General features: G+C 64.5%; 10 protein-coding genes, 1 tRNA gene, 1 pseudogene and 1 riboswitch. Of the genes and pseudogenes, 10 read left to right on the top strand and 2 right to left on the bottom strand.

What is annotated here, in order from left to right; translation table 11 throughout:
- Nucleotides 1-140: 140 nt before the first annotated feature.
- From AC5RUQ_RS05345 to AC5RUQ_RS05320, 6 genes are all read left to right on the top strand, one after another.
- A tRNA-Arg gene (locus tag AC5RUQ_RS05345) sits at nt 141-214 on the top strand.
- Between the two features lie 117 nt (nt 215-331).
- Complete coding sequence (locus tag AC5RUQ_RS05340) at nt 332-1,786, top strand: dihydrolipoyl dehydrogenase family protein (RefSeq protein ID WP_493946323.1); 1,455 nt, start codon at nt 332-334, stop codon at nt 1,784-1,786.
- A gap of 67 nt (nt 1,787-1,853) precedes the next feature.
- A complete protein-coding gene (locus AC5RUQ_RS05335; RefSeq protein ID WP_493946322.1) occupies nt 1,854-2,552 on the top strand; it encodes an ABC transporter ATP-binding protein in 699 nt (232 codons plus the stop codon).
- Nucleotides 2,549-4,585 (top strand): YhgE/Pip family protein, encoded by a 2,037-nt coding sequence (locus AC5RUQ_RS05330; RefSeq protein ID WP_493946321.1) that lies wholly within the window; start codon nt 2,549-2,551, stop codon nt 4,583-4,585. Before AC5RUQ_RS05335 ends, AC5RUQ_RS05330 begins: the two co-directional genes overlap by 4 nt.
- Nucleotides 4,582-5,226, top strand: a complete 645-nt coding sequence (locus AC5RUQ_RS05325; protein ID WP_493946320.1) for a TetR/AcrR family transcriptional regulator — start codon at nt 4,582-4,584, stop codon at nt 5,224-5,226. Before AC5RUQ_RS05330 ends, AC5RUQ_RS05325 begins: the two co-directional genes overlap by 4 nt.
- Before the next feature lie 8 nt (nt 5,227-5,234).
- On the top strand, nt 5,235-5,909 hold the full coding sequence (locus tag AC5RUQ_RS05320; RefSeq protein ID WP_493946319.1) for a hypothetical protein: 675 nt from the start codon (nt 5,235-5,237) through the stop codon (nt 5,907-5,909).
- An 8-nt stretch (nt 5,910-5,917) separates the two neighbouring features.
- On the opposite strand, the gene AC5RUQ_RS05315 is transcribed toward AC5RUQ_RS05320, so the two are convergent.
- Complete coding sequence (locus AC5RUQ_RS05315) at nt 5,918-6,445, bottom strand: SixA phosphatase family protein (RefSeq protein WP_163167933.1); 528 nt, start codon at nt 6,443-6,445, stop codon at nt 5,918-5,920.
- A gap of 48 nt (nt 6,446-6,493) precedes the next feature.
- Nucleotides 6,494-7,360, bottom strand: a complete 867-nt coding sequence (locus tag AC5RUQ_RS05310; protein ID WP_493946318.1) for a winged helix-turn-helix domain-containing protein — start codon at nt 7,358-7,360, stop codon at nt 6,494-6,496.
- Nucleotides 7,361-8,060: 700 nt separating this feature from the next.
- On the opposite strand from AC5RUQ_RS05310, the gene AC5RUQ_RS05305 reads away from it, so the two are divergent.
- From AC5RUQ_RS05305 to AC5RUQ_RS05290, 4 genes and pseudogenes are all read left to right on the top strand, one after another.
- Nucleotides 8,061-8,801: a response regulator transcription factor gene (locus AC5RUQ_RS05305; RefSeq protein ID WP_493946317.1), complete on the top strand. Its 741-nt coding sequence runs from the start codon at nt 8,061-8,063 to the stop codon at nt 8,799-8,801.
- A gap of 7 nt (nt 8,802-8,808) precedes the next feature.
- Nucleotides 8,809-10,311, top strand: coding sequence for a HAMP domain-containing sensor histidine kinase (locus AC5RUQ_RS05300; RefSeq protein WP_493946316.1), 1,503 nt, complete (start codon nt 8,809-8,811; stop codon nt 10,309-10,311).
- A 120-nt stretch (nt 10,312-10,431) separates the two neighbouring features.
- A riboswitch (cyclic di-AMP (ydaO/yuaA leader) is annotated at nt 10,432-10,592 on the top strand.
- Between the two features lie 5 nt (nt 10,593-10,597).
- The gene (locus tag AC5RUQ_RS05295; RefSeq protein ID WP_493946315.1) at nt 10,598-11,341 is read left to right on the top strand and encodes an aggregation-promoting factor C-terminal-like domain-containing protein; all 744 of its coding nucleotides are present in this window, start codon (nt 10,598-10,600) and stop codon (nt 11,339-11,341) included.
- Nucleotides 11,342-11,504: 163 nt separating this feature from the next.
- Nucleotides 11,505-11,567: pseudogene (locus tag AC5RUQ_RS05290) on the top strand (hypothetical protein); the annotation flags it as partial.
- Between the last annotated feature and the right edge of the window lie 9 nt (nt 11,568-11,576).

Here is an 11,576-nt window from a genome sequence, read left to right as displayed (position 1 = left end):
TCCGGCAATTAAGTGACGAAGGTCACCTATACCGGTCTAGTTGCCGAGATTACATGCTTCCCGATTTGGCATCGCGGCCAACCCTCGCGTAAAGTAATTCGAGGTTCAGGGAGAGCGGTTCTTCTCCCGGGACACGAGATGCGCCCATAGCTCAGCTGGATAGAGCGTCTGTCTACGGAACAGAAGGTCAGGGGTTCGAATCCCTTTGGGCGCACAGATAAGGTCCGCACCGGTTCGCTGGTGCGGACCTTTTGCTTTGCGCCACGAATGAACCCACGTGGCGGATGCCCCCTCCAGCAGCAGGCCGGGATCCCGGGCGTAGGCTTTCCCCATGATGCCCGAGGCGATTTCGCGTGAATTTGATGTTGTGGTGATCGGCGCAGGCGCCGTTGGGGAAAACGTGGCTGACAGGGTGGTGCAGGGCGGCCTCACCGCCGTACTGGTGGAAGCGGAACTGGTGGGCGGGGAGTGTTCCTACTGGGCATGCATGCCTTCAAAAGCCCTGCTTCGCCCCGGCACTGCCCTCCACGGAGCCCAGACCGCACCTGGAGCCAAGGAAGCGGTGACGCGGACCCTGGATGCCGCGGCCGTCCTCAAGCGCCGGGACTACATGACGTCCAACTGGCAGGACGACGGGCAGGTGAAGTGGGTGGAGGACACAGGCATCGAACTGGTCCGGGGGCACGCGTGGCTGACTGGGCCCAAGTCGGTTGAAGTCGCCGGGCTCGACGGCAACCCGTACCAGCTTCACGCGCGTCATGCGGTAGTCCTGGCTACCGGCTCAGCACCCAACACTCCCCCGATCGAGGGACTCCAGGACGTGCAGGTATGGGGCACCCGGGAGGCAACTTCAGCCAAGGAAGTTCCGCCACGGCTTGCAGTGCTGGGGGGAGGAGTCGCCGGGACAGAACTGGCGCAGGCCTTTGCCCGGCTGGGCTCTACTGTGACGCTCGTGGCACGCAGCGGACTGCTCCGGGCCTTCCCGGCGGAGGCAGCGAACCTGGTCGCGGCCGGGCTGCGTGCCGACGGTGTGGAGATCCGGCTCAACACCACGACGGAAAGCATCAGCGAGAACGACGACGGCACGCTGAGCCTGCAACTGGGTGACGGTTCCAGCGTGACCGCCGAAAAGGTCCTCGTGGCCACGGGCCGGCATCCGGCCTTAGAAGGCCTGGGGCTGGAGAGCGTAGGATTCGAGCCGAACGAGGCCGGGCACCTCACCCTTCGCACGGACAATTCGGGGCTGGTGGAAGGACCCTCCGGCGGAGAACCCTGGCTTTATGCAGTGGGTGACGCCGCCGGCAAGAACCTGTACACGCACCAGGGAAAGTACGAGGCCCGCGCCACCGGAGACGCCATTGCCGCCCGGGCCAAGGGGGAATTGGCAGGCGCCGCCAGGGACTGGAGCCGCTTCGCGCAAACTGCCAACGAGCATGCTGTGCCCAGCGTTGTCTTCACCGACCCGGAATTGGCCACCGTCGGGCGCACCTTGGATATTGCGCAGAAGGACGGCTACAACGCTTCCTCCGTTGAACTTGCCATCCAGGTAGCCGGGGCTTCCCTGCACTCGGAAAACTACGAGGGTTGGGCACAACTGGTGGTTGACGAGGACCGCAGGGTTCTCCTCGGAGCCACGTTCGCCGGACCGGACGTGGCGGAACTCCTGCACGCGGCCACCATCGCCGTGGTGGGCGAAGTGCCGCTGGACCGGCTGTGGCATGCAGTTCCCTCCTACCCCACCATCAGCGAGGTCTGGCTGCGCCTACTGGAGAAGTACGGGCTATAGCGCTCTATTTGAACTGACTAGTCAGTTCAAATAGACTGGGTGCAGAACACCACCGCGAAAGGCATCCTTGCTTCTGGCCCAGCAGCTCCATGTCCACGGTCGCCGGGATCCCCTGCTCCCGGCGACCTCCCTCCGAACACGCCGCGGGGAGCTGGTACTTGCCTGCGGGGAACGGCAGGCTCAGCGGACGGCGCTGGCCCTTGTACTAAGCGGCAGGATGAAAGCCGATGGGGGCTCCATCAGCTGGGATGGCAGCCGCGGTATCAAGGCACTCCGCACGGCCAGCGCTCTGGTTGATGCCCCGGGCGTCAATGAGCCTGAACCGCACCTGAGTGTGCGCGATCTCGTGACGGAGGACCTTGCCCTGATCCCCCGCCGCTACCGGGGTGCCCTGCTTAGCAGTCCGTGGCTCAAGGTGAACCGTTTTGAGGACATCGGCGACCTGTGGACTGAGCAGCTAAATCCTTCCCGCCGGCTGGAACTCCTGACGGCGCTGGCTTTGGCCAGCCCACATACGGACTTGCTGGTGGTCGACTCACCGGACCGGCACAGTGCCGATCCCGGCAGCTGGCTGCCGCGCCTGGAGCAACTGGCATCCGACGCCGGGCGGCCGCTGGCCGTCGTTGCTACGGTAGCTGCCCCTCCGCCGTCGTGGTCCGGTCCGCTCGTTGCGATTGGCAACGCGGTGCCCAGCGAACATAAAGCTGGAACGGAAAGCCCGGCGGCTATCCACGAACTCGAACTCGAAACCGAGGATGCGAAGTGACCGTATTGCGGCTGGCCCGCTCTGAACTCAAGCGGATGACGGGCGGGCTGCTGCCGAAGCTGACCATCCTCGCGCTGACCATGGTCCCGCTGCTGTACGGCGCCGTCTACCTCTACGCCAACTGGGATCCGTACGGCAACCTGGACCAGATCGACGCCGCACTGGTGGTTGAGGACGCAGGTGCCACCGCCGCGGACGGCTCTGAACTGCAGGCGGGCAGGGAAGTGGCGGTCAGCCTGATGGAGGGCAATGTCTTCCACTGGATCCCGGTGGCAGGCGGAGACGAGGCGGATGAGGGCGTCGCCAGCGGCAAGTACGCCTTCGCCCTGAAAATACCCCAGGACTTTTCCGCCCACCTCGTATCCCCCGGCAGCTTTGACTCCGCCAGCCAAGCCATGCTCAACGTCACCACGAACGACGCCAACAACTATCTGCTGAGCACCATCGTGGACAAATTGACCACCTCTGTTCACAGCACCGTTGCTGCAGATGTCGGAGAAGAAACCGCCAACCAGTTGCTCACCGGATTCGGCACCATCCATACGCAGATGGTCAAGGCGTCCGACGGCGCTGGTCGCCTTGCGGACGGCGTGGCCACCCTCCGGGACGGGAGTGTGGCCCTTCATGACGGGACCGCAGGCCTGAGCAGCGGAGCCGATGAGCTTTACGCAGGCCAGCTCAAGCTGCGCGACGGCGCCAACGAGCTGACCGCCGGCGCCGGCCAATTGAGCAGCGGGCTCTCCGTACTGAAGGACAAGACAGCAACATTGCCCGGGGATTCCCGGACACTGGCAGCGGGTGCCGCGCAGGTGGCTGCCGGAAACGCGCAGCTGAACACCAAGGTCCAGGACGCCGCGGCCCAGCTGGAGGCCGCTGACCAGGGATTTCGCACCCGGGTGGTGGAGTCGAACAACAGGCTGATCGCTTCCGGCGTCCTCACCCAGGCCCAGGCGGACAGCATCCTGGCCGACTTCGACTCCGTGGCCGCCTCCAACCCGGTGACAGCCGCCAAAACACAATTCCAGGCAGACGCCGCGCAAATCCAACAGCTGGCAGACGGAGCCGAGGCAGTCAGCGTAGGTGCCGCGCAATTGGCTGCCGGAACCCCGGCACTGAAAGAAGCGATTACACAGGCATCCGGAGGTGCTGATCAACTGCACACCGGCGCAGCGACGCTTGCCACCGGAGAGCAGTCAGCGGTGGATGGCACTGCAGCCCTGGCGGACGGGGCGCGCAAGCTCGCCGCCGGCGCCGCGCAGCTCGAGGAAGGCGCAGGTACGGCCTCAGACGGTTCCCGAACCCTGGCCGACGAGTTAGGAAGCGGCGCAGGACAGGTTCCACATCCGGACGACGCCCAGAAGAGCAACCTGTCGCGGGTCATCGCAGATCCGGTGGCGGTCAGCAACGTTTCACAGGCGAAGGCCGGGTCCTACGGCGCCGGGCTGGCACCGTTCTTCCTCACCCTCGCTTTGTGGATCGGCATCTTTATGCTGATCCAGGCCATGCGGCCCCTCACGCAGAGGGCGCTGGCATCCAACGCCCGCTCCTGGAAAATCGCGGTCGGAGGATGGCTGCCTTTCCTGGCCGTCTCGGTGGTGCAGGCCACCCTCCTCACCCTGGTGGTCAACCTGGCCCTGGGCCTGGACGCCGCCCATCCCGCCCTGATGTGGCTCTTTATGCTGGCCGCAGCCATGGCTTTCAGTGCCCTTATCCAGGGAGTCGTGGCACTGCTGGGCTCCCCCGGGAAACTCGTGGTCCTGATCCTGCTGGTCCTTCAGCTGGTATCTTCCGGTGGAACCTTCCCCTGGCAGACCACACCACAACCCCTGCATGTGGTGCACCAGATCCTGCCCATGGGGTATGTGGTGACAGGGATGAGGCACCTGATTTACGGGGCCGACCTCTCCATGATCGTCCCCACTGTGCTGGGACTTGCGGGGTACACGGCGCTCGGATTGGCCATGTCCACCCTGGCCGTGCGCAAGGGAAAATACTGGACGCTCAAGACGCTCAAACCGGAGATCGCAGTATGAGTCTCGCGGATCTGGAGCCAGCGAAAAAACTCCGCCCTGCCCGGACGACTGCCACGCGGCAGAGGCTCTTTGACGCTTCCATGGAGCTGATCGGCGAGCGTGGTGCCGCCGGTGTGACCGTTGACGAGATTGCAGCTGCCGCAGGCGTTTCCAAGGGGACGGTTTACTACAATTTCGGCAGCAAATCAGACCTCATTGCGCAGCTGCTGAGGCACGGCGTGGACATCCTCAAGGCCCGGCTGCTGGGGGCGCCAGACGGCGGGACGGGCCAGGATCCCTTGCTGGCAATGGAAGCGATGATTGGCCAGGCCATGGACTTTATGGCCGAGTACCCGTCCTTCGCCCGGCTGTGGGTGAGCGAGAACTGGCGTACCCCCAGCGAATGGCAGGGGACCTTTACGCTCCTGCGGGCAGAGCTCCTGACGGTCATCAGCGAAGCGGTGGAAAGCGTTGCCAAGGCGTACCCCGTGGATCCCTCCGTTGCAAGGGGCAGCCTGGAAACAGCCATTTTTGGCGCATGCTTTGTGGTGGGGCTTGACCGGCAGACCTACAACCCGGAGCGCACCCGTGACCAAAGTGTTGCAGCAATCATGGCCATCATGCGCGGCTACGTGATGCAGCAGCCCGCTCCTCAGGGATGATGGTGGACATGCGTCACATGGGGAACAGCGGAAAATTCGCGGTCATCACCGGCATCGTGGCTGCCGGCCTCCTGGTCCTGACAGGCATGACGCTGGCGGAGCCCGTGTTCATGGCTTTCCTCGGCGTGCTGGGGCTCGCCTCCCTTGCCTGCATCACGGAGCTCCTGCGCCGCCGACGCTTCGTTATGCTCGCCATTGCCGGTCTGTCCACGAGTCTCGCCGTGGCGGGATCGCTGGCCTTCCTGAGCACGTGGGAGGTGGCCTTCACCGACGAGTCGTCGCTGTTTGGCACCCCGTTGCCCACCTCGGACCCGGACAACTACTTCTTCCTGGCCGCGTTCTCCGCAATGACGGCCCTGGCGGCACTGTTCACGGGCGCCATCTGGCCGGGACGCCGGCGCGCACAAGGCAGCGCCTCCCGGGCTGCCGGCGTCCGAACCGCTGCGCGCGGCAGCAGCAACGCCGCGAGGAGGGCTCCGGCACGGCAGGCCGGTGCAACGCAGCCGCCCAGCCCGTCCGGGGCGCGCGCGCAAGTGCGGCAGCCGACGTCGTCCGCCCGGCAGACGTCCAAGGGACAGTCGTCCCAGGGAGAAGGCACGGCGAGGCAGGGCGCCACCAGGCAAAATGCCACAAAACAACGTTCCACAAAGCTGCCGCAGGGCCGTACAGCAACAAGGAAATAGCTTGGGCGCTAATGGGCCCGCGGCACCTTGAATTTGGTGATCCGTGCGTCCTGTCCGTCCAGCTCAGCCCACGACTTTTCCGTTTCGAGGACAGTGAGCGCGTTGGTGGGGTACCTCGTTGCGGCGTCCATGTAGGCATCGTGGTCTGAATCGCGTGAGGCGAGGTGCATGGCAAGATCCTGTACCCCTGGCAGGTGCGCTATCAGCATCAGCGTGGTGACGGTATCGGGCACGTGGTTGACCACGGTAAGCATGCGCAACGCGGAGGAAGCGTAGAGGCCGTCTTCGAGCTTGGGCGTGGGCGCCTTGTCCCCCAGTTCAGAACAAACCCAGGTGCAGGTCTGGCGGGTCCTCAAGGCGCTTGAGCACAGGATGAAGTCAGGCACGATGTTGTGCTTGAGCAGCCAACGTCCAGCAAGGGGCGCCTCCCGGTGGCCCCGTTCCTCCAGCGGCCGCTCGTGGTCAGCCACGCCACCAGGCCAATCGGCCTTGGCATGGCGCATGATCACAAGGCGTCGAAGATGGTGCTGGCTCATGGCCCAAGCCTAAGGCACGGCCAGATGACTCCTGCGTGCCTCTGGGTGCTAGATCGAGTATTCCGGAGCGGCCCAGACAACAACCTCGGGGTGCTCGTAGAAGCGGTAGCCCTGGCCGCGGACGGTGCGCACGGTGTTGGCAAGGCGGCCCAGCTTGGAGCGGAGGCGGCGGATGTGGACATCGATGGTGCGCTCGTTGGGCACTTCTTCAGCGTTGCGCCACAGGCCTTCGAGCAGTTCGTCGCGTCCTACAGTGCGGGTTCCGTTTTCCACGAGGTAGTTCAGGAGCTCGAACTCTTTGAACGTGAGATTCAGGGATTCACCGTCCAGGTGCACTTCGCGGCGGGCGAGGTCGATCAGGACGCCTGAGGGGCGCGGCTCCTGGGGCTGCTGCGGCCGCGGGGTTTCGGTGCGCTGGCGGGTGTTGACAGTGGGGTCACCGAAGGTGGAGCGGACGACGTCGAGTGCTGAGCCGGGCGTGCCGGCAGGGGCGACGGCGACGGCGGCGTAGCTTTCGGCTCCCGATACCAGGGACTGAGCGTAAGCGCGGATCTCCTGGGCGAGTTTGGCGATGGAGGTACCTGCGGCGGCTGCGGTTTCCTCGTCGATCCCCATGTAGAGAACGAATCCACGGGCCACAGTGTCACTGGCCACTGGGCGGACCTGGTCGTGCCCGGCAACTACGGGAGTGGGGGCAGTGAGCGGCGCCGACTCGGCCGGCGGAACGGCGCGGAGTTGGCCGTAGGAGTTGGGGTTATAGCCCTGGGGGCCGTATCCCGAGCCGGGAAAGCTGCTTCCGGAAGTGGCGGGAGCGAGCGACGTGCGAGGTCCGAAGCCGGGGCGGAGGCCGGAAGGCTGGCCACCCTTGGCGGCGTTTCGGACGGAAATGTGGACGTATCCGGATGCAACTGACATGGATTGCTTACCTCAATGTGAATGGCCGTCATCGCGGCTCGAATGCTGGGTTCCCCGCAATGAAACTGGGGAGGGACGCCCGACGCTGGGCTGGGGGCGTATGCCTACAAACTTCGAGGGGTGGGAAGATCAGGCGTACATTCGACAACAGCGCATGTCGACAGCAGCGGATGTGCTGGGCCAATAGTCTGCGGCTGCAGGTGCTGTTGAGTTCTTGTTCACAATGGAAGTGTGCAGCGTAACAATGCGAACTTGCAAGTAACAATGGACCTTTCCGTCCGCATTATGAGACAAAAGCGCTTGATGTGTCACAGATCACGATTCTGGACAATCGTCAGATTGCTGATCATTGTCCTGCTTCCGGGGCGGGAAAGCAGCTTCTGATGAAGTTAATTCGCCGGTTGCTCCACTAGCGGCCCTTTTCTTCAGATGTGCAGGGAATGCCGAAATTGCCCTTCTGTGCGCCCCATCTGTCCAGTGGCAGCCGGAGCTGGAGGAGAAAAAATCGCCCTTCCTCTGCTGTATGGCCAACTCTTCAGGGCGCCCATCTGTCCAGCTTCCCATTGACCGACGCTGGCCGGGCAGCAGCAGCCCCTCTTCGCAGGCCGCCATTCCCTGCCCAGCTGGCTACGCTGGTATTCACAGCTAAGGCACAGGAAGCCCATAGCCCCGGCCAAACGACTGATCGGAGAGTTGTTCCATGGCCACTTCGCACTCCATGACCAACAACCTCCCTGAGCTTTCCCACCCGGACGGCTCCCCCATCCGCGCCCTGGTGGTCGACGACGAGCCAAGCCTTTCGGAGCTGATGAGCATGGGCCTGCGCATGGCCGGCTGGTCGGTGGCGGTGGCGGCCGACGGCCCGGAAGCAGTGAAACTGGCCAAGGACTTCCGTCCCGACGTCCTGGTCCTTGATGTCATGCTGCCGGGGTTCGACGGCGTCGAGCTGCTGGGAAGGATCCGCACGTTCGCACCCGAGGTACCCGCTCTCTTCCTTACTGCCAAGGACGCGGTCCAGGACCGGATCGTGGGCCTGGCGGCCGGTGGCGACGACTACGTCACGAAACCGTTCAGCATGGAGGAAGTCTTGCTTCGGCTGCACCGCCTGGTCCAGCGTTCCGGAGTTGCCGCTATGGACACGGCCGAATTGGTGGTAGGAGACCTCGTCCTTAACGTCGATACCCGTGAAGTGACCCGGGCCGGCGAGGAGCTCCAGCTCACGGCCACGCAGTTCGAGCTGCTCCGCTACCTCATGGAGAATCCCAAGCGCGTCATCAGCAAGGCGCAGATCCTGGACCGCGTGTGGGACTACGACTTCGGCGGCCAGGCCAACATTGTGGAGCTTTACATCTCCTACCTGCGCAAGAAGGTGGACGCAGTTCACCCGCCCATGATCCACACCGTGCGCGGCGCCGGGTACGTCATCAAGCCTGCCGAGTAGGCGCACCATGGCGTCACAACAGGCAGCCGATCCCCATCGCCGAAGCTGGCTCAAACCCGGCACCTGGCACTTGCGTACCCGCCTCATCCTCCTGGCCATGGCCCTGCTGATTGCCATCTGCGGTGCCGTGGGCGTTGCAAGCTACGCCTCCATGGATGCGTTCCTGACCCGCCAGCTGGACGAACAGCTAAGCCAAGCTGCAGAGCGGTCCAACAATCCGGGCCGCCCTCCCATGGGCGGCTCCAACGGAAGGGACCCCTTGGACGCCCGCGGCCAAAGCGTGGGAACCATGAACGCCCGCATCCTGAACGGCCAGGTGAACAGTGGTGGATTCCTCACCTCGGACACCACGCGTTCCGCCCTGTCCGCCGAGGACAAGCAGACGCTGCTGGCACTGGCGACAGATGCGGAGCCCGTGGACCGTACCCTCTCGAACGGTGGCTACCGCCTGCTGGCGGTGAAGACCACCTTTGGCGATGTCCTGGTCACGGGACTCCCCCTCGCTGCCAAAGAAAGCACGCTTGCCTCCCTCGTGTGGACCTTTGCGGTCGTTTCGCTTGGCGGGTTGCTTTTGATCGGATTAGTTGGCACGGTCCTGATCCGACGCACCATGAAACCTCTCGAGCAGCTGTCGGAGGTTGCCACCCGGGTATCGCAGCTGCCCCTGGACGCGGGCGAGGTGGCGCTCGCGGTGCGCGTACCGCCGTCGAACTCCAATCCCGGGACGGAAGTGGGCAGCGTCGGGCACGCGCTCAACCTCATGCTGGACAACGTGGCAAACGCGCTGCAGGCGCGCCAGAAGAGCGAAACGAAGGTGCGCCAGTTTGTGGCCGACGCCTCCCACGAGCTGCGCACTCCCCTGACCGCCATCCGCGGCTACACCGAATTGATGAGGATGACGGAGTCTTTCACCCCGGACGGCCAAAAGTCCCTGGCCCGTGTACAGAGCCAGTCGGAGCGGATGACTGCCTTAGTGGAAGACCTGCTGCTGCTTGCCCGGCTTGATGAGGGCCAGCCGTTGAAGCTCAGCGAGGTGGACCTTACGCAGCTGGTGGTCGAAAGCGTCAGCGATGAAAAGGTGATGGCACCGGGCCACAACTGGCGGCTGGAACTTCCGGATGAGCCCGTGGTGGTCACCGGTGACGCCTCCCAGCTGCGCCAGGTGCTGATGAACCTGCTTTCCAACGCGCGCAAACACACGCCTGCCGGCACCACTGTTGTTACCGGCGTGGGAAAGACCGCTGGAGGTGCCGCGTTGATAACGGTAACGGACGACGGCGCCGGCATCCCGGCCGAGTTTGTGGACCATGTTTTTTCGCGCTTCGCCCGCGCAGACGCGGCGCGGAAGGGCGCGGAAGATGGGGCGGGCACTGCAGCAGCCGAAGGCACCAGCGGCCTGGGGTTGTCCATCGTGGAATCTATTGTGGAAGCCCACGGAGGAAGGGTAACGGTGACATCACAACCGGGGCGCACACAGTTCGCCTTACAGCTCCCCTCGAGGTGGCGCTAGCAGCAAGGCGACGCGCCGCCGTCGTGATCTCTGTTACCAAAATGTGACTTACGCGCTGCACTCCTGTACCGTCGATTGGGTGCAGTTCGTGTTCGAGCCGCATATCCGGATGACGCCAAGCTCTGCCACTTCCCGGATTCCCTTTGAACAAAGGCAGAGGCGGGGGACCCACCGTCCCGGGCACTGATTGCCCTTGGGGTTAAGCCAGCACGTGATCTTTCCGTGCGGCCGGATGCCCTCATCCGAACCCGACAGCTAACTCCGCAGGTGTGAGAGGCGATCCATCATGTTCAAAATCCTGGTAAAACCACGTCCGAAAACCCGGCCTGCACCGCTCGCCGGACCGGAAGCCGGCAAAATCCCTTCCTTCGGCAAGCGCGCGGCCGTGGTGGCCGCATCCTGCGCACTCCTCGTCGGAGTGGGAGCTGCGGGACAGGCTACGGAAACCAGCATCCGCGTAGCGGCCACCGAGACGCAGGCCGCCCAGGCGCAGTCGAACCTCAGCATCGAGAAGAGCGAGATTACCTCAAATCCCGCGCCTGAGCCCGCCGTTCCGGAGATAGCTGTAGCCCCGCAGGCGGCCGAGCCCGCCCCTGCGCCGGCTCCCGAGCCTGCACCGGCACCCGCTCCCGAGCCCGCTCCGGCACCCGCTCCCGAGGCGGCTCCAGTACCTGAGCCTGCTCCGGCCCCGGCGCCCGAGCCTGCGCCCGCCGTCGCGGTCAACGATCCCGCCGGCGCCCAGGCTTACGCCGCCAGCCAGCTGGCGAACTACGGCTGGGCTCCTGACCAGATGCAGTGCCTGGTAACCCTATGGGACAAGGAATCGGACTGGACCACCACGGCCACCAACCCGAGCAGCGGCGCCTACGGCATCGTCCAGTCCCTGCCGGCTGAGAAGATGGCCAGCGCCGGTGCGGACTACCTCACCAACTACCGCACGCAGATCAACTGGGGCCTGAACTACATCCAGGAGCGTTACCAGTCCCCGTGCGGTGCCCTGAACTTCCACCTGTCGAATAACTGGTACTAGACAGTACGGGCACACCCGCTCTGCAACACGGGCGGCGTACTAATCAGCCCCGCACGTCTGGATCCCGCAGCTTCTGGGTCCCACACCTTTGAAGGACCGGGCCGACGTGGAACTGGACACGCAACCCCGGATTGTTGAGGTCCCTGAGGATCTTGCCGCTGCAATGGCTGCGGAGCCGGCGGCGCAGGAGTTCTACGCGACCCTGGGCTACAGCGCCCAGCGGCGGTACGTGGAG

The organism is Arthrobacter sp. MDT2-3, assembly GCF_059090465.1.
The sequence above is the reverse complement of the archived record's forward strand: the minus strand, read 5'-3'. Positions and strand labels throughout refer to the sequence as shown.

What these genes read in the sequence shown, in the direction of transcription:
- AC5RUQ_RS05340 (WP_493946323.1), top strand. Translation starts at nt 332, where the DNA reads ATGATGCCCGAGGCGATTTCGCGTGAATTTGATGTTGTGGTGATCGGC.
- AC5RUQ_RS05320 (WP_493946319.1), top strand. Translation starts at nt 5,235, where the DNA reads ATGCGTCACATGGGGAACAGCGGAAAATTCGCGGTCATCACCGGCATC.
- AC5RUQ_RS05300 (WP_493946316.1), top strand. Translation starts at nt 8,809, where the DNA reads ATGGCGTCACAACAGGCAGCCGATCCCCATCGCCGAAGCTGGCTCAAA.
- AC5RUQ_RS05315 (WP_163167933.1), bottom strand. Translation starts at nt 6,445, where the DNA reads ATGAGCCAGCACCATCTTCGACGCCTTGTGATCATGCGCCATGCCAAG.
- AC5RUQ_RS05310 (WP_493946318.1), bottom strand. Translation starts at nt 7,360, where the DNA reads ATGTCAGTTGCATCCGGATACGTCCACATTTCCGTCCGAAACGCCGCC.
- AC5RUQ_RS05305 (WP_493946317.1), top strand. Translation starts at nt 8,061, where the DNA reads ATGGCCACTTCGCACTCCATGACCAACAACCTCCCTGAGCTTTCCCAC.
- AC5RUQ_RS05295 (WP_493946315.1), top strand. Translation starts at nt 10,598, where the DNA reads ATGTTCAAAATCCTGGTAAAACCACGTCCGAAAACCCGGCCTGCACCG.
- AC5RUQ_RS05325 (WP_493946320.1), top strand. Translation starts at nt 4,582, where the DNA reads ATGAGTCTCGCGGATCTGGAGCCAGCGAAAAAACTCCGCCCTGCCCGG.